14 protein-coding genes are annotated in these 18,558 nt (G+C 44.0%); 3 read left to right on the forward strand and 11 right to left on the reverse strand.

Annotated elements, in window-relative coordinates:
- Positions 1-215 precede the first annotated feature (215 nt).
- The 9 genes from rodA to P2A85_RS23935 all read right to left on the reverse strand — a co-directional run bounded on the left by rodA (position 216) and on the right by P2A85_RS23935 (position 9,554).
- The gene (gene rodA, locus P2A85_RS23895) at positions 216-1,478 is read right to left on the reverse strand and encodes a rod shape-determining protein RodA (RefSeq protein ID WP_377475850.1); all 1,263 of its coding nucleotides are present in this window, start codon (positions 1,476-1,478) and stop codon (positions 216-218) included.
- Positions 1,479-1,652: 174 nt separating this feature from the next.
- Positions 1,653-2,000, reverse strand: coding sequence for a VOC family protein (locus P2A85_RS23900; protein ID WP_377475851.1), 348 nt, complete (start codon positions 1,998-2,000; stop codon positions 1,653-1,655).
- A gap of 255 nt (positions 2,001-2,255) precedes the next feature.
- A complete protein-coding gene (locus P2A85_RS23905; RefSeq protein ID WP_377475852.1) occupies positions 2,256-3,245 on the reverse strand; it encodes an ABC transporter transmembrane domain-containing protein in 990 nt (329 codons plus the stop codon).
- 460 nt (positions 3,246-3,705) lie between these two features.
- Positions 3,706-4,593: a hypothetical protein gene (locus P2A85_RS23910; protein ID WP_377475853.1), complete on the reverse strand. Its 888-nt coding sequence runs from the start codon at positions 4,591-4,593 to the stop codon at positions 3,706-3,708.
- A gap of 361 nt (positions 4,594-4,954) precedes the next feature.
- Entirely contained in the window at positions 4,955-5,848 is an 894-nt protein-coding gene (locus tag P2A85_RS23915) for a transposase (protein WP_377475854.1), read from the reverse strand.
- Entirely contained in the window at positions 5,832-5,999 is a 168-nt protein-coding gene (locus P2A85_RS23920) for a hypothetical protein (protein ID WP_377475855.1), read from the reverse strand. The genes P2A85_RS23915 and P2A85_RS23920 overlap by 17 nt, the downstream gene beginning before the upstream one ends.
- A complete protein-coding gene (locus P2A85_RS23925; protein WP_377475856.1) occupies positions 5,987-6,325 on the reverse strand; it encodes a hypothetical protein in 339 nt (112 codons plus the stop codon). Before P2A85_RS23925 ends, P2A85_RS23920 begins: the two co-directional genes overlap by 13 nt.
- A gap of 500 nt (positions 6,326-6,825) precedes the next feature.
- A complete protein-coding gene (locus tag P2A85_RS23930; protein ID WP_377475857.1) occupies positions 6,826-8,874 on the reverse strand; it encodes a tetratricopeptide repeat protein in 2,049 nt (682 codons plus the stop codon).
- Positions 8,814-9,554: an RNA polymerase sigma factor gene (locus tag P2A85_RS23935; protein ID WP_377475858.1), complete on the reverse strand. Its 741-nt coding sequence runs from the start codon at positions 9,552-9,554 to the stop codon at positions 8,814-8,816. Before P2A85_RS23935 ends, P2A85_RS23930 begins: the two co-directional genes overlap by 61 nt.
- Positions 9,555-9,660: 106 nt before the next feature.
- Here P2A85_RS23935 and P2A85_RS23940 point away from each other — a divergent pair, with 106 nt between their 5' ends.
- The gene (locus P2A85_RS23940) at positions 9,661-10,860 is read left to right on the forward strand and encodes a response regulator (protein ID WP_377475859.1); all 1,200 of its coding nucleotides are present in this window, start codon (positions 9,661-9,663) and stop codon (positions 10,858-10,860) included.
- Positions 10,861-11,104: 244 nt separating this feature from the next.
- On the opposite strand, the gene P2A85_RS23945 is transcribed toward P2A85_RS23940, so the two are convergent.
- Positions 11,105-11,233: a hypothetical protein gene (locus P2A85_RS23945; protein WP_377475860.1), complete on the reverse strand. Its 129-nt coding sequence runs from the start codon at positions 11,231-11,233 to the stop codon at positions 11,105-11,107.
- A gap of 93 nt (positions 11,234-11,326) precedes the next feature.
- Entirely contained in the window at positions 11,327-17,605 is a 6,279-nt protein-coding gene (locus tag P2A85_RS23950) for an AAA family ATPase (protein ID WP_377475861.1), read from the reverse strand.
- A gap of 274 nt (positions 17,606-17,879) precedes the next feature.
- On the opposite strand from P2A85_RS23950, the gene P2A85_RS23955 reads away from it, so the two are divergent.
- Positions 17,880-18,161 (forward strand): type II toxin-antitoxin system ParD family antitoxin, encoded by a 282-nt coding sequence (locus P2A85_RS23955; RefSeq protein ID WP_377475862.1) that lies wholly within the window; start codon positions 17,880-17,882, stop codon positions 18,159-18,161.
- A complete protein-coding gene (locus P2A85_RS23960) occupies positions 18,158-18,460 on the forward strand; it encodes a type II toxin-antitoxin system RelE/ParE family toxin (RefSeq protein ID WP_377475863.1) in 303 nt (100 codons plus the stop codon). The genes P2A85_RS23955 and P2A85_RS23960 overlap by 4 nt, the downstream gene beginning before the upstream one ends.
- The last annotated feature ends 98 nt before the right edge of the window (positions 18,461-18,558 follow it).

Consider the following 18,558-nt stretch of genomic DNA (forward strand, 5'->3'; position numbering starts at 1 on the left):
AAAGCTCAGGTTAAACTTACCCCTGGACGAGTGGCTCAATCGTTTTCATCTGAAGTTTGAGAGCGACCACTCTTGAGTGCATTCAATTTACAGTAATGCACCCCTTTGTTCTGTTTTAGTCTAAACTCCAGTAATAAGGTCCGGGTTGGGGTGGGGTCAAAAACTTTACGACTCATGCAAGGATTGCTATAATAACTTCTTCCTTCTTCCTTCGTTCAATGATTCCACATTTTCTTGCGCTGTCGCCGATTCGCCACCGACTCGGCCAGCCCCAACCCCAGAAAATTGCTCAGCAAGGAGGCATTACCATAACTCAAGAAAGGTAGCGGAATCCCCGTAACAGGTGCCAAGCCGATGTTCATCCCAATATTCACAAATACTTGAAAAATCAACATTGACAATATACCAATTGCCAACAAAGAACCAAAATTATCGTTAGCAGTTTGAGCAATAATCACCAACCGCAAACAAATTAGCCAGAAACAAAATAAGACTAAAATACAACCAATAAAACCTAATTCTTCACCAATCGCTGAAAAGATAAAGTCCGTATGCTGTTCTGGAATAAAGTTAAGTTGAGTTTGGGTTCCGTGATTCAATCCCCTCCCCTTGAGTTCCCCAGCACCGATCGCAATCCGAGATTGAATCAAGTGATATCCGCTACCTAAAGGGTCTTTTTCTGGGTTTAAAAACCCTGTGAGCCGCATTTTTTGATAATCTTTGAGCACGCTCCAAAAAATATGTCCGACGTGTCCCGAAACCACATTCACCAGCACTGTAGCGAAAGTCCCCAACCAGCGCCAAGGTAGAGACCGCCAAGCAATCACACCCGCCACTAATATCCAACCTACCCAAATCGGTGTAGACAAGTTATTGAGGAGCACCGAGAACAAAGGAGAAAATAGCAATATCAACCAACCGGGATTGACATTACCCCAGTAAAACATCCCCATGGTTATCGCCCCAAATACCAAAGAAGTACCCAAATTTGGTTCGGCAAAAATCAATCCCCAGGGTACAGCCATGATTGCTAGCATCTTCAACATATCCCGCAACGTAGGGACTGTTTTATCGTGCATAAGGGCTGCTAAAGTAATAATCATGCCGATTTTGGCAAATTCTGACGGTTGCAAGTAGAAGCCGCCGATATTAATCCACCTTTGGGCACCGAGCCCTGTACTACCGATAAACCGCACCGCAATCAGTGACAAATTGATCGCTATGTAGATTGGCCATTTCCACTGGATCAATACTTCGTAGCGACACCGGGAAATGATGATGGCTAAACACAAACCTACTCCGCCTGTAACCCAGTGTCGCCACCAATCGATCAGTCCTTGATTGATCTCAACACTGTGAATCATGATTCCCCCGAATACGGTGAGGCCGATGCAAGCAGCGAACAGCCAGGGGTCTATTTCTGCCCAGGGTTTGAGGATTGATTTCCAGCGATTTTTGACTTGTATTCTCTGAAACATAAAGATTTTAGATTTTTAGATTTTAGATTTTAGATTATCTGGTTGATAGTGTACAGAGTTTACCTTGGTACGTCAGATTCTTCGGCAACTGGTAGGGATGTTCCGGGAAGGGGGGAGGATGAACAGGAAAACTTTTGTTCTATCCTCACAAATCACAAATCAGAACTTATTTTGTCAAGCTGGTTCGTAAAGGTACTCAAAGCCGTTACCATCTGGATCTCTGCCATAAAAGGATGCAGTACCGTCGCGGTGTTCGTGGATGTGGGTGACGGAAACACCTTCAGCTTTGAGTTGTTCGTGGGCGGATTCCATTTCGGTGCGATCGTCAAATACGAACCCAAAATGTGGCCCTGCTTGATCGTAAGTAGGACTCAACAGCGCCAGTCCGTCTTCTCCTGCTTTCAAATACGCCCAGTCTGCATCTTTCCAGACTAACTCCATACCCAAGTTTTGGTAGAAATCAGCAGATTTTTCAATGTCTTGCACGCAAACGGCTACGTGACCTAATCGTTTTAGTTTCATATTTACAAATTTTATTGTCGTGCTTTACTTTATTATATCTTTTTTCTCCTTGGTCTTCACTTAACTACTTTTTTCTGAATTTTAGTCATTGGTAGCTGTACTTGTTCTACGAGTTTTATTGCTTATGCATGGTGAAACAGCTACGCAAAGCCTATGTGTCATGCTGAGTGAAACGAAGCATCTCGCTCGATGCTTCGCCCAAATGCGTAATATCGTGTTCGGTCGATTACCCATACCATATTATGGGCGGGTTTATCAACAATATCTGCCAATAATTGACAATGGAGTTTCTGATAAGATATCGCTGATGCGTTGCAGCCCTGCTACTCCATCGATAAACGCAGGCAGTGACGAAGTTAAACCGAGGATATTGAGATTCAATCCTAGCATTAAAACTTGAAATGAGGCAAGGGTGCCTACGGAAATGATATTCTGGTATGTCATGACTGCACCGATACTTAAAACGATAAGCTGCGTCATTACAAAACCAATCATGGGGACTTTCTGCACTAAGTAGGAGAGAAAGGTTGCGCGGACATAAACCTGTTTTAAGTCATTCAAATCGGTGGCAAAATCCTCAGCCATTTGCTTCTCCATCCCGAAGATTTTGACGACGGTTTGCGAGAGGATATTCTCTTCGACGACGCTGGCAATCTGTCCTTCTTTTTGCAGCAAATTATAGCCGACTTCGGTGGCAAGGCTGGCAATTTTTGCTGGAGCAATGGTACAGATAGTTAAACCGATTAAACTAAGCAGGGCTAATTGCCAGTTGAGGAAGAAGAGGAAAACCAGAGAAAATAGGAAGTTAGACAGTTCTAAAACAACGACTGTCAGCCCCATTGTAATTACACCATTTTCCACCTTTTGGACATCGGCGATCAGACAATTGACTATATCCCCGGCTGAACGTCGCCCAAAAAACTCCATTGAAAGGCTTTGGAGATGCTGGAATAGAGAGTGTCGGATATTGTTGGTGATTAAAATGCCTAAACGCGCTCCTAGGAAAATTCCTAGCAAACCGATGCAGGCATATAGAATTGCTCCGACAACTAGCAAGGACAGGATTAGAACCAGAAGGCCATAGTTTTGGGGAACGATGGCGGCATCGATGATAAATTTTAAGCTGGCTCGGAAGACTGAATCGAATGCTGCGTCGAATATCAGGCAGATAAAGAGTAAAATGAATTGCCATTTGTAGGAGGCAATGTATTTGTTGAGGGTTTTAAAGAACCAAATAAGTTCCATGAGTTATGGGAGTTTGTCTACAGGCACGATTTATACTTTGACGTAGCATTTATCCAGGTTTGGATTGGATTTAGTTGCTCTTTTTTTGAGGCTGCATCTTTTCCATGTCTCTATCATGGCTCCCCTACCTTGCTACTGTCATTTGGACAAGTCGGATCTTTGCCTAATGGAGATATTTCTGAGTGACTTCAACAATATTACGCGATGAAAGACCTCGGTAATAATACTGAAAATTAATCGAATTGTCTGCGCTAATCGGCAGTTTTTTTAGTCTCTAGGGGAAAAAGCCATCAAGCCTTGTCTTTATCCATAAGACAAGGCTTGACACTGAGTTATACGGTTGTTCGCTAGGTAGCGAACTCAAATTTATGAAAGATGATGTGATGCATCCGTAATCTCTGGGAAATGTTGAGTTGAACGCCCTGCTTAACTCAACCTATAAGATTGAGGGATAGCACTTTTATGTCTTCTTTTGCAAAGCCTCAAATTTTTGTTTATCAGTCTCCTTGAACTTATCTCCCCCCTTGTCATCAGTGAAGACTTCAAAGTACATATCTGTTGCACTGGAGGAAATAGCAAACTCCTGTAAGTTGCCGTAAGTTTGAAGTTTATATGTCTGGGTTTCTGTCGGCTCCTGAGCAAGCATTACGTAAATGGACTGTTTCAATTGAAATGTGGAATACTTTCCGCTGTTAAATGTGGTATATTCTGTATTGTTTGTTTGGACAACCTTGTTGTTGTTGACATACCATATAACGCTGAGGCGTTCCTCTCCATCATTGTATAGTCCAACTAAGTTGGGATCTACTGGGCGGGTGTCATTTGTAATAGTAGAGCTTTGTCCTCCTAACTGTTTTATGACTTTAGCCTCACCCAAATTCAAGTTAGCAGGCTCGGAGTAGTCACCCACGGGAGAATTGTATGTAGCAATGCTTCCTGAGAATGTATTCTCCAGAATAGCTTCTTGGTGTCGCTGAATACCTGGGTTTAGCACCCTCCAAGCAAAAGAGTTATAATCAGCGCTAAAAGTTACAGGTTGAAGGAAAATCAATATTTTGTCGCTAGTCTGTCGCTTGACATTGTTATAGAAATGCAAGGTAACTTTCATTGGTTCTGCATTTTCCGATACCGAGAACTTTTCTGCTTCAGCCTCGCTCAGATCACAGCTTATTAGTTGGAGGTCATACTCCGAAGTTGTAATTTCAAGCAAGCTTTTAGTTTTGGTGACAAAATCGGGGAATAGTTCTTCCACTTGGGTTTCTCCGTATTGCTTGGTCGGAGGGAGCTTGTTATAAGCTATCTCAAATGCCTTTGTTACCTGGTTACAATCCCGTGTCCACTGCATCATGAATATGACCTGTTTTGTCTGTAAGTTTACCTTATATGTTAAATCTTCGTTTTGCTGGAGAAAATTTACTTTGAATGATTCTATGTTGTTGCTCAGTTTATAAAGTGCTGCTACAGTGGTAAAAACGGCACTTAGAATGACTTTTTTAGGTGGAATGATTATTTCGTCCTAGCATTAATGGTCTCTACACCTATAAGACGAATCCAGAGGTCAATTTCTGAATTTTTCGAGTTAGAGGCTGTTTTTTCCTAGCTCAATACACCCTCAAGCACGAGAACTATAATTTCCACCCATTGCACCAGATTGTGTCATTGAATTAAGGTCAGCAACAAAAGATGTAGGGTGAGCAGTGCTAGCCCTGTCAAGGTGACTGCCGAGCCTGGTCTAAAAGCCTTGCTGTAGAAAGGTGACGGTGACGCGAGTCCACAATCAAAGGTGGTTTCTTCTTCTTAGGGGAACGTGGCTGCTTGAGAAAAGACTTCAAATTCACTCGCCCGGCCAAATCCAACAGAAAATCGGCTAATTGAGACAGGGATAAAGCCTTCAGATGTGACCAATTATCAGGTTCACAGGCTATAGTCATTCCCCGATAAGTCCCTTGAATTTCATCAACCAGGTAGAATTCTGAAAGACTCGACTCAATTTTTCCCACACCATGTACACTGCCCAGAGCTCTTCGGACCACAGCTAAAATATTATAAGAAACCAGAGCTAGACAAAAAGAAAACAAAGCAGCTTTCGGATAACCCAAGGTTTGAATTTCGCCCTCAAAATTCTTGGTAACTATTTGGAACAGAGTTTCAACACTCCAACGCCCCCGATATAACTGAGCGACATCGGCCGCACTGGCAACAGTTTGAGGTAGAGTAGTAAGTATGGCAATTTCCCGATCGCCATCACGAGTAACTTTTTTCAAACGCAATACTACCCGTCGCACTTTCAAACAGCTACCCTCATAGGTGAGAGCAACTGTTTGTTCAAAAATCGAGCCTGTTTCTACATCACATTGGAATTCCAATTCACCGATCGGTTCCTGTGGCAGACTTTTATGTTCTCGGATCAAAAAATCAGCAGAGGTTTTACAGATACCAAAGAGAAACCCTTGAGTACACATATTGCGATCGGCAATCCATAATTCACCAGCTTTGACCCGCTGTAATACCGACTCAAATAAAGAACGTTCCTGAGCGTGACCATCCTCACAAGGAAACACATCAATCGCCATTCTCAAGTCCGGGTCAAGTACGACCTGCATACTTACCAGGCAAAGCTTTAGCTGCATAAGGTTTCAGGGCTTCGAGCCGATGATCTGTTGCAGCTAAACAGTTACCATCAATGATTCTGAGTTGATAAGGAGCCAGTAACTTTGGTGGAGAATCTCCCAGAAATTGCATCACATCAGCCATAGATGCAGCAGTTTCTCGTAACGCCGTGCAGCACTGACATTTAATTCAATCCCATTCAGTTTGTCATAGACAGCAGTTCGACTCACATTCAGGGATGAAGCTTTAGCTCGGTATGCAGCATTCACCGAAGGATAGATGCCACAAACTACCAGGCTCATTAAATCCACTATGCTGGAGAATAGCAGCTCTCGCGTGTACTGATTTTTGGCATGATTTTCAAATATAGAGTTGAGTTGTTCTGTGTTGAATACTCGTTCCATTAAGCCACGTACCATGACGCTAACAGGACTGAGCTTGACAAATCGTTCAAAGATGGCATCTAACATTTACTTAGTCCTCCTAAATGCTGTACAATGACGTGAGCCAACAGTTTGCACGCTAGTCATAGAGAGATTCAACCATTATACTGAAAGCCAAAAGTCGAAGAGAACGGCAACAGTCGCTGATCTAAGTTTACTCGTGGAGTTGCCAAGCTTGTCGCCAGCGACCGTTGCCGTTCAAGACTCACGAACAATGCCTAAATAAGGAACACCTTGACAGGGCTAGCAGTGCCCACCCTACATCTTTAAATCACATTTAATCAGCTTACAAATGTAGTTGTGCTGAAAAAATATTGGTTTTAGAAAAATCTACGTCGCATAATTAGCCTCCTTTGAGATTAGTTTGATTTGGGTTGTTAGTCGAGACAAAATTGTATTTTTGTCTCTACACCTATAAGACGAATCCAGAGGTCAATTTCTGAATTTTTCGAGTTAGAGGCTGTTTTTTCCTAACTCAATGCACTCTGAGAGGTTCAGATCCCCGACTTCCCGAAGAAGTCAAGGCTCTACGCTTTAGCACGAGAACCCTTTCGCCTCTTACCTTTGAGCCGTTTCACAGCCTCCTCAACCTCCCCGTGAAAAGGGTAGAGCAACCGCCGACTCAGCGCACCTCGATAGGCCTCCACTGCCTCCGTCACATCCCCCAACCCCAACAACGCTCTTCCTTGCCAGTAACCAGCCATCGCTGGGTCAAACTCCATCAATTCCCGGAACTGACAAGCCTTTTCCAACCATTTCCGACTCGCCACCTCATCCCCCAACACTCCATAACTCTCCCCCAGCCACACCGCAGCAGACACCGATTGCAGATAACCCCCATCTTCCGGTAACAACTGCCATCCTTGCGCCAAAGCCTCCACCCCTTCCCGGTGTTTCCCCGCCAGCGCCAACACCCGCCCGTGACAAAACCAAGCTTCAGGTAACTGCGGTTCAAGTTGCGTCCCCCGCACAGAGACAGCACAGCCCCGATCGATTTCCTGAAAACTTTCCACCAACACCCGCCCCGCCGTCGTCCAAACACTCCAGCGATCGGGAAAACGATCGAGCATCTCTTCTACTATTGATGCCAGGGTTACTTGATTGTTCGATCCCCCTAAATCCCCCTTAACAAGGGGGACTTCCAGAGGAGTTCCCCCCTTGCAATTAGAAGACTTTGCCTGCTCTAGCTCCCCCCTTGTTAAGGGGGGCTGGGGGGGATCGAGGGGGACTTTGAGACGACGGTGAGATCCCCCTAAATCCCCCTTAACAAGGGGGACTTCCAGAGGAGTTCCCCCCTTGCAATTAGAAGACTTTGCCTGCTCTAGCTCCCCCCTTGTTAAGGGGGGCTGGGGGGGATCGAGGGGGACTTTGAGAGGACGGTGAGATCCCCCTAAATCCCCCTTAAAAAGGGGGACTTTGAGAGGAGTTCCCCCCTTGCAGTTAGAAGGCTTTGCCTCCTCTAGCTCCCCCCGTGAAGGAGAAGACTTTGCCTGCTCTAGCTCCCCCCTTTTTAAGGGGGGCTGGGGGGGATCGAGAGAGACTGGGGGAGAGATAACAGACAAAATTTCACACAACGCCCGATAAATTTCACAATCCTGGGGATACAGACGATAAGCCTCCAGCATCGCCGCCGCCGCCCTCTGATATTCCCCCGTGTGGAACAAGTAACGCCCATAGGAATACCAACCCCTAGGATGATTGGGGTGTTCCTCGGTAAACCCTTCCAACACCGCCACCCCGTTAGCCGACTCCCCCCGGAAAAGGTGATAATATGCTAGCAACTCATGACCGTCCGCCGCATCAGGAGCCAGTTGCAGCACAGAAGCGATCGTCTTTTTAGTCTGCTTCCCCTCCTCACCCGATACCAATCTCATCCGGCAACGAGTATCCGCCAGTCGTTTGAGTACCCCAAAATCACCCGGAGCCACCTCTAGCGCTTTGCTCAACCGCCGCTGCGCTGGGCGCACGTTCCCCACCGCCACCAGAGCGTCGTAGCTGCCGATCGACGCGACAATATCCTCCGGGTGCAGTGACAAAACGGCATCAAAGCCTCGCAAAGCTGCAACCGCATCGCCTCTCCCCATTTGCACCTGCCCCAACGCCAGCCAGTGAGCCGCATTATCTGGTTCTAGGGAAGCCGCCGACTCAAAAGCCAGTATCGCTGCCTGAGTGTCACCTCTACAGACTGCGATCGAGCCGCTGATATGCTGCCGAGTCGCCTGATTGCGTGCATTGGCCAAGGCACTTTCATAAACCGCTATTGCTTCAACCTCTTGTCCCATAAGCTGCAAGAGTTTCGCCAATTGCAAGTGGACGCCGATCGATGGTGGTTGCTGCCGATCGAGCACTTGGCGATATTCCTCAACCGCCTGCTCAATATGACCGATTTCATACAGCAGATTCGCCAATTCCAACCGTTTCTTCCACCCAGATGGATACTGCTGCACGTACTCACTTAATGTTTTCAGCTTCTGGTCTTGTCGGGTTGGCTTCGAGTCTGCAATCAAGTAAGCGTTCAGTTCCACCCCAGAGGACTGAGTGAGGGATGCCACCCGGAGTGTAGTGTTTCTAGACATATTGCTGTTACCTGATAATTAATTGTCTCGCCAATGTTCCGAGGGATGGGGGCGGGGGCGATCGTTTCATCGGATTGTAGGGGCAATCCCCCCGCCCCACAATCTTGACGCGGTAGGCACTCGGGCACTACCCCTACAGCAAAATCATCCTTGCTCAAGGCAACGTCCCTCTTTTTAGACGACTCGGAGGAATCTAACAGAGCATCATCCAACCCTGACAAATACCTGCTCAAACGCTTTTGCAGAATCTCTCGCGCCTGTTGGATGCGCTTGTAAACGTTATCTAGTGAGAGAGCAAGTTGTTGGGCAATATCTTGATAGGCAATTTGGTGGCAGTAACGCAGGATAAACGGATTGCGTAATCGAGAAGGAAGAGAATCAATAGCGCGACGAATGTATTTCCCCAACTCATGATGCAGAAGTGTCTCTTCAGGAGAGTCCAAACCAGAAATAACTGCTGAATTTCCTGTAGCAGCTACTGCTTCAATATCCTCGATCTGCATTGCTTTCCGGCGACGTTCTCGGTGTATATCTATACATAGATTATGGGTTAAGCGAATCAGCCAAGCTCGGAGGTTGGTGATTTTTTCAACAAGAATTAGGCGGCCGCGATCGCCTTTTGCGGGTTTCGACAAGGTGGAATCAGCAGCGGGAGCGATCGCCCCGATCGTAATGGTCAATAACCTGTCATAATAGTTATTAGGAATTTCTCCACCGACTTACTACGGTGCGTAACTCAAAATTAAGGTGCAAAACTGGACAAACCTTAGCCGATGGGATGTGTATATGACTTTTGAAGAAGCCCTAGAATTTATCGAATCAGCCTTAGACTCCAAAACCAGTAAATCGTTAAATTTTCTCGATCGGGCAATCTTAAAAGCTGCTTGGAAAAACGCAACTTATAGTGCCGTTGCTGACAGCTTGTACCTCAGCGTTGGACATATCAAAGATTCATCTTCTCTCCTGTGGCAGCGCATTTCAGACTTAATGGGGGAAAAAGTTACTAAATATAACTTCCGCTCTCTGCTAGAGAAGCAAAGCACCACAACTGATCTCGCCGAGGCCAAAGGCGAAGGCGAACTTATGGCGATGGCTTTGGTAGGAGAAAGTGACATCAATGAATTAGAAACTTCCAAAGGCAACATTTTAATTGTTGATGACATCCCAGAAAATCTGAATTTTCTAACAGAAGTTATCACTAAAAATGGGTATAAAGTTCGCGGTGTCACTAATGGTGCGATGGCCTTGAGGACTGTTCGGAATCATACCCCTGATGCTATATTGCTGGACATTAAAATGCCAGACATGGACGGCTATCAAGTTTGCGAAGCCCTCAAATCAGATGAAAACACCTCAGAAATTCCCATTATTTTCTTAAGCGCACTTGACCAAATATTTGATAAAGTTAAAGCTTTTAAGGTAGGGGGAGTTGACTACATTTCTAAACCTTTTGAGCCGGAAGAAGTGCTAGTGCGCCTCGAAACTCAGGTCACTATTGGGCGCCAAAAACGCCAGCTTAAACAAGCGATCGATCGACACCAGCAAATCGCAGAAATAGCCTACCAATCTCGCATCCTGCTGGCAAATTTGCTCAACTCATCTCTGGATGGAATAGCAGCAGTGCAGACGGTGAGGGCGGATATCGCGGGAGAAATTGAAGATTTTCGCTGCTTGGTAGTTAACCCTGTCTTTGCTAAACTGTTAGGCAAAAAACGAGCCGAACTCGCGGGCGCACCCTTGATGAAAAAACTGCTTAATCAATTGATTCCAGGATTGTTTGATTTATTAGTAGAGGTTGTTGAGACTGGAGAATCCCTTGAAGGAGAGGTTCATCTAGAAAGTGATGACCTTGGCAAATGCTATTATTTCACTGCTGTGAGATTGGCAGACGGTTGCTCAATTACCATCCGCGATCTTACAGACTTAAAACAGTCGCCATTAAAGTCAATGATGGAACTGAATCAACCACATACTAGCATCAAATAGCATAAACGGGACTTACGCAATCCGACCCAAGAAATCTCGCTTTTAACTGAGTCTAGATCCCCCTAAATCCCCCTTAGGTCGGGGGACTTTGAAATGCCTGATAAATCTCGCTTTTAGCTGAGTCTAGATCCCCCTAAATCCCCCTTAGGTCGGGGGACTTTGAATACTCTTGTCCCCCCCTTCTTAAGGGGGGCTAGGGGGGATCGATCGCGCGGTGTACTTCATAAACCTGCAATCTGCTGTATCAAGATTCACCAACCAAGGGTTCAGTTAAATCCAGAATCTTCTCAAACTGAAATTTTTTCACCCAATTTCTGAGAGTTTGAAGCTCGAAAGCGTGAGATTCAGGAATTTCCTTAAGGAGTTGAGACACTAATTCGGAATCCGCGTCAAGGGCTGCTTCATGCAATTTGACAATCCATTTTTTTGATATTCCTGCTAATAAATCAGTTGAATTTAACGGTTCTCATGTCACATTATAAGCAGAAGATGGTAGCTCTGGCTCATGATAAATATAACTGACATCCAAATGTTTAGCCATGATGTCAAAAATGACCTCTTTTTGAAATGGTTTTCGCACAAAATCATCGCAGCCAGCCGATAAAATAACTGCCTTTTCTTCTTCCCAGACGCTAGCAGTTAAGGCAATCACAACAGTTGCCTGTCCTTTGGTTGTAGTTTTAATCTGTTTCGTGGCTTCATAACCATCCATAACGGGCATTCTCATGTCCATCCAGATGAGATGCGGTGAGTATGAATCCCAAATTTCCAGGGCTTCCATACCGTTAGTCGCTTCTTGCACTTCAAAACCAACAGGTTTGAGGAGTTTAATTAACAGTTTCCGATTGTCATCTTGATCGTCCACCACTAGGATGCGATATGGGGGTTGATTGGGCGCTAAAGCAACAACGCGACGATTGTAGGGTTGGTTTTGAATTTGGTTTCCATCAGCAATACTCACAGAAATATCAAATTGAAATGTTGTACCAGATATTGGTATAGCCGTCGTATCATCAGATAATTCCCCCAGAGGCATTCCGGGAGTGAAAGCTTTACCGTCACTAATGACAGTTATTTCACCTCCCATCAAGCGGACAAATTGACGGCTAATCGTCAGTCCTAATCCGGTTCCTTGCTGCACTTTTTGACCTGATGCTGTTTGCACGAAGGGCTTGAATAGTTGCTTCAATTCCTCTGATTCCATGCCAACTCCCGTATCTTTTATTTCAAAGGTAATGGTTGTTGGTTGTTGGTTGTTTGTTATTTGTGTTTCGGCTTCACTTTTGCCTTTGGCATTTTTACTTTTTACTTCTACAGACACGCTTCCAGAAGAGGTAAACTTGACGGCATTACCGATTAAATTAATTAGCACTTGCCGTAACTTAACTTCATCAGCGTAGATGTATTTGGGAACATCGGCAGCACATTCAACTCGTAATTGTAAGCCTTGATCTTTGGCTTTTAAGACAAACATATCTTCGATATCAGCTAGGAAGTGATGGAGGTCTAAATTATTTTCTGATAGCGTCATGCGTCCGGCTTCGACTTTGGACAAGTCAAGCACTTGATTAATCAGGGTTAACAAATGATCTCCACTGCGATGAATGATGTTTAGGTTTTCTTTTTGTTCATTTAACAGATTTGTATCCCGCTCCATCAGTTGAGAAAAGCCGAGAATGGCGTTGAGGGGAGTTCGCAATTCGTGGCTCATATTGGCAAGGAAGGTGCTTTTGGCGAGGTTGGCGGCAATGGCTGCTTCTTTTGCTTGTTCGAGTTCTGCTTCTGTTTTTTTGCGATCGCTAATTTCCTGTTCTAAGCGGACATTTTCAATCAGCGTCATCTCGGCCTGTTTGCGATCGCTAATATCTTGAAAAGCTGCGATCGCATATTCTACATTACCCGTCTCATCAAAAATTGGCGTACTGGTTGATTCTACAAAAATGCTCCCGTCGCTGTGATGTATTTCCAAGTCATCTGCTCGTGCTTTTTCACCGCTAAGCGATCGCACCATGGGCAACTGTTCGACTGGATATATCTCCCCACTGCCGGCCCGATAAACGCCATAAGTTTGTGATAGTTGCTGGGTTTCTGTTTTTGGTAAATCTTGAATATTCAGTAATTGCTGTGCAACTTGATTGGTGTAAATGATTTGTCCTTTGGCGTCGTGAACGGAGATGCCTAGAGGTATGGCATTGAGGAATTTATTCAGGCGGTTTTGTGTCGATTGTACCTGAGTATAGAGTCTAGCGTTAGTAAGGGCGATCGCCGCCTGACTTGATAATAGTTGAATTAGTTCCAAGCGATCGGGTGTAAAGACACCATCTGCTAAATTATTTTCCAAGTAAACAATGCCAATTAATTGCCCTTGATTGAGCAGAGGAGCGCAAAGAATCGACTTGGGCTGCTGTGTTTTGATATAAGCATCTTGGGTAAATCTGCCTTCACGGGCAACATTGGTTTCAATCAGTCCTTCCTGAGTCCTTTCAACATAGTGAATAATCGACAAAGGCAGGCTGGTTTCTATTGGAGTCGATTGCAACACCATCACCCGATCTGAGTTAGCCTCGCCTGACGCTTCGACTCTTAGTTGTCCTTGAGACTCTAAAATTAGATAGCCAGTTTGTGCCCCGCAACTTTCGAGCAGGATTCTCATCAAAGTCGTGAGGAGTTTATCCAGCTCAATTTCACTGGCGATCGCCCCAGATGCTTTCATCAATGCTGCCAAATCCAGGATTTCACCTGAAATGGTTCCAGAAGTATTAGGTAGGCTGTTGCGCGAATTTATGGACGTATTGGCTGTCGTAAAACGCTTTAAAAGTTGTGGATACTGCCGTTTCAAATCTGTCATTTTAGCTGTTGCACCCCAACGTAAATAGCAGTAGTAAGCATTTCTCATATAGGCTTCGGCAACTTGCTCTTTCCCCCAAGCGAGGTAAAACTTGGCAGCCAATTCATTAGCCAAAGCCTCTTCGTTGATGTAGTCATGTTCTTTGGCTAAGGCAATGGCGCGATCGTAGTAGTCGATCGCCCTAGCATTTTCACCCAAAACTCGATATCGTTCTGCCTCCACGAGATAGAATTTATGGAGGTGAGTCATCGGAGCAAACTGCGCCCATTTTTTGATATTTTTCTGGTTGGCTTTTACCTTCTGGAGGATGAGTTTTTGCTCGAATTTCGGTGCGTCAGAATAGATGGCAAGATGGACTAAAGAATTATAGAAATGATATAGAGGAATAGTGCCTACAGCACTATCGCTATATTTTTCGGCTGATTTAGCATTTTCTATAGCTTGCTGATAGTCTTGAAAAATATAGCAGAGAACTAACTTAAAAAAATAGAGGGAGCGACAAAGATTTTGAGCATTCGCCTCTATATGTAGAGGCAACATTTTTGTTTCGTCATAGCTTTCACCAATTAAACGGCACTTATCTTCAGCCTGTCCCATCAAGTTCAATAAAACCTGTCGATTGAGTTGGTTGTAGTAATATGATGTTTCTTGCTTCAGTTGGCTGAGGGTATTACTGTACATTGCCATTTCTCGCTCCACTGTTGCCAATTCCTTACCCAATACATAGGAATGGTAGCAGTATACGCAAACTGCATAAGCTGCATATTCTAAGTCTCCAGTTTCTAGAGCGATCGAGTAAGCATTCTGCAAAGGGTTTAAGGTTTCTCTAAGATGCTCTTTCCAATGTTTGACAAAGTAATTAACAATAAATATGGTTCGGGCTTTGAGTTCTTTAGCATGAAAATTATCGAGTAACAAGAGAGCAAGTTGCCCAAATTGATAACCAGTCTCAATGTCTCCTACGGTTTCTCCAGACAGAATTAGTCCGTAAGTAGCATAGGCACAAGAAGACACTGAAGTATTCCCGTATTTGATGGATAAATTGACCTGTTTAAACACCATCAGCGGCAGGAGTTCAGGTGTGGCAAAATGGGCAGCAGAAACTACACTTGAGAGGATACGCATAGCGGCCAGCTTATAAGGGTCAGTCATCACTGGTAGGTCGATTAACTCCTCGATTCGCTTCCCTGCTAAACTTAACTTTGTCTGAGCCAGTTCAAGGAAAATATTTAATTTTGTTGGTTTTTTGGGAAAGCGAATCCCCAACAGCTTTAATACTGAAAGTGCCGTTTCTATCGCTTGCAGAGGTTTGTTTTGTGCTGTATAAGCTTGAATCTTGACTTCATAGACTTTCACTTTGTCCAGCAACGAAGGAGCTTGTTGAAGCACAAGCTCAGCCAATTTTTCCATTTCCTCAACGTGGCTACTCAAGATAGCAGCTTCTACTGTTTCCACATACAGTGTCAGAGTTAGGTCATACTGACGAAGCCAACTATCTGCACTCAGGCAATTTATACCAACGCTTAAGTAATTCCAGGCGGGTTTCCAAGCTGCTGATGCCTTCGCTTTTTTGCCAGCAATCAGATTTAATTGAGCAAGTTTATCTCTTTCTAACTGAACGTCAATTGCTTCAATACCTAAGTTTAGTTGATTGACAATATCAAAAATCTTTTGTTGGAGTACCTCTGGTGGTGTATTTTGTAACAGCAGTTGCCCGATTTTCCAGTGAACTGCTTGCTTGTCGGCTGGGGGAATTAGGGAATAGGCGGCTTGCTGGATGCGATCGTGAGCAAATTTATAAGTAATGTTTAAGTCATTCGCATCTCGGTTTGTTTTTAGGAATTTGTAACCATCCCCAAGGGGTAATATCAATCCCGATTGAATGGCATCCCACAATTCATTAGCCGCTGCTTTTGGAGAAGTTTCATTAATAATTGAAAGGGTTGGTAAATCAAATTGGTTGCCAATACAAGCGGCTAATCGTAAAACTTTTTGTGCTGACCCTGATAACGTTTGAATTTTATCTGCCATGAACTCAACAACGTTATCAGTAATATTCCTAGTTATAATTTGCTCTAAATCCCAAGACAAAGCCCCAGCATTAGTATCAAATTTCAGCAATTGCTCTGTATAAAGTGACTTCAGAAACTCTTTGATAAAAAACGGATTTCCTTGTGTTTTTTGCCAAACCAAATCGGCTAATCTTTGCGCCTGGATGCGATCGGTTTTCAGCGTATCCGCAATGAATTCATTAACCTGGTTTAAATTTAGGGGTGAAAGGGAGAGATGATTAATTACTACTCCCTGCTTTTTCATCTCAGATAAAGTCAGCATTGCAGGATGAGTTGCAGTGACTTCGTTATCTCGATAAGCTCCGATTACAAACAGATATTGAGTAGTAAAATCGGTCATTATCAACTGGAGCAATTGCAGCGTAGCGCTGTCTGTCCATTGAAGGTCGTCTAGAAATAGGACAAGGGGATGATCTTTTTGACAAAAGACATGAATCAAGTTTTGAAAAGCTAAATTAAACCGATTTTGTGCTTCTGTTGGTGGCAATTCTGGGACGGGATTCTGTTTGCCAATAATCAGTTCAACTTCGGGAATAACATCAATAATAATTTGTCCGTTGCTGCCTAATGCGCGTTGAATCTGCTCTTGCCACTGTTGTAATTGGGGTTGAGTTTCGGTGAGCAATTGCCGCACCAATTCTTGGAAAGCCGCGACTAAAGCTTGATAGGGAATATCGCGTTGCAACTGGTCAAATTTCCCTGCTATAAAGTAGCCGCTTTTTTGAGTAATGAGTTTAGACAATTCCTGAACTAAAGCTGATTTTCCAATACCAGAGTATCCAGAAATTAGCATGAGTTCAGTTTGTCCTTGTCGCTGACAATTTTGTGACTCAGTTGTCGTTGGGTTGCTCGCCCCTAGTTGTTTCTCTTCTCCCGAAGCTACGCGAACAAATGCAGCCAATAAGGACTCAATCTGTGATTCTCTCCCGTACAGTTTTTGAGGGAGTTGTAATTGAGGATAAATGTCTTGGTATCCCAAGGAAAAAGCTTTAATTTCACCAGTTCTAGATTGAGCGAGACAAGTTTTTAAATCTGCCTTGATTCCCCAAGCACTCTGATATCTATCTTCCGCATTTTTGGCCATTAACTTCATGACAATTTCTGAGACATTCAAGGGAATTTCGGAATTAATTTCATGAGGTGGAGTGGGTTGTTTGGCAATATGGCAATGGACTAACTCTAGTGCATCGACGGATTCAAAAGGCAACTGGTTGGTTAGCAGTTCATAGAAAGTAACGCCCAGAGAATAAAAGTCGGTGCGGTAGTCGATTACTCGATTCATCCGTCCTGTTTGTTCGGGGGAAATATAAGCTAATGTTCCTTCTAGAAGATTAGGACTTTTGAGGCTGGGATTTTCTTGGGATAGGATGGTAGATAAGCCAAAGTCAATGATTTTTAATTGTCCGGTTTGAAGATTCAAGACAATGTTAGATGAATTGAGATCTTTGTGAATGACTTTGTTTTGATGAACTTTGCCTAAAGCCTGTGTAATTTGGATGGCAAGGTGGAGAAACTCTGATACTGAAAAGGTACGACGTTCCAGCAGAATTTTTAATGATTCTCCGCCAAAATCCTCCAACAACATGACTTGTGTGTTCTGATATTTTCGCAGTTCGTAGGCTTTAATTGTTTCCTCTATATTAAGACGGCAAGTGATTTCGTATTCCTGCTGATAGCGGTAGAGTTCGGCTGGGTTCGGATACTCCTGTTTGAGGAGTTTCAAAATCAATGGTTGCTGATTTTGATTCAGGATGCCTCGGTATACGAGTGAATTAGCACTTTCGTAAATTTGGCTGACAATTGTGATATCTGGCAGTGAAATCATGTTGAAATTCGCTTTCGTACTTGTGAACTACAGCTTTTTTTGTCTCTAGTCTAAAAGGTAGAATTATGAGTAGGTAATATCTCTTACGAGTCTAACATTTTTCTTCAGGAGAATGTCAAGACTAATCTGCCTCCGATCGTGCTATAATCTGACATTAAGAGGACTTACGTACCAGTAGACCGAAACCTTGGTATGAGATCTTTCATGGCAGTTATCTCAAGCCGACAAGTGAAAACGATATAATAATGGCTAAATGTTTTTAAAGGTAAACTGTATGAAAATTACTCTCCAGCCTGAACACAAAAAATTCATTGAAATGCAGATTAAAAGTGGCAGATATCCTTCGGCTGATGATATAATCGCGGCCGCATTGGAACTCCTAACGCGCAGCAGCCAACAACAAGAGATGGACAGCTATCAAAAATGGGTAGAAGAAACGCAGCCCAAGGTAGCATTAGGAATAGCTCAACTCGATCGCGGTGAAGGAATTGATGGAGAAATTGTTGTAGCGAGATTGCAGGAAAAATTCCGCAAAATGCGGGAGAACCAAAGATGAGTCGCTACACGATCTCCCCAGAGGCTAGTCACGATCTAGATGAAATCTCTGATTACTTTGCAAATCGAAATATTGAAGCCGGAGAACGGTTTGTTGAGGAATTTGATAAAAGGTGTAGGAATTTAATTAACTTCCCTAATATGGGTCGCAGTTATGAGGAAATAGATCCTTTTCTACGGGGTGTTGCTTTAAAAGGTTACATTATTCTGTATCGATCGCGCAACAACGCAATTGAAATTGTCAGGGTGGTGAGGGGAGAACGGGATTTACCGATGCTATTTTCTGATGATCGGGAATAGGGCGATCTAACTTTCTATTTGTCTTCCTACCTTTTATAGCCAATGCCAGAATTTAATCCCAATTCTCAAAAGTACCCGCTCGTGCTATCATCTGACAT

Origin of the sequence: Microcoleus anatoxicus (genome assembly GCF_042465725.1) — a bacterium.
Taxonomy (GTDB): Bacteria; Cyanobacteriota; Cyanobacteriia; order Cyanobacteriales; family Microcoleaceae; genus Microcoleus; species Microcoleus anatoxicus.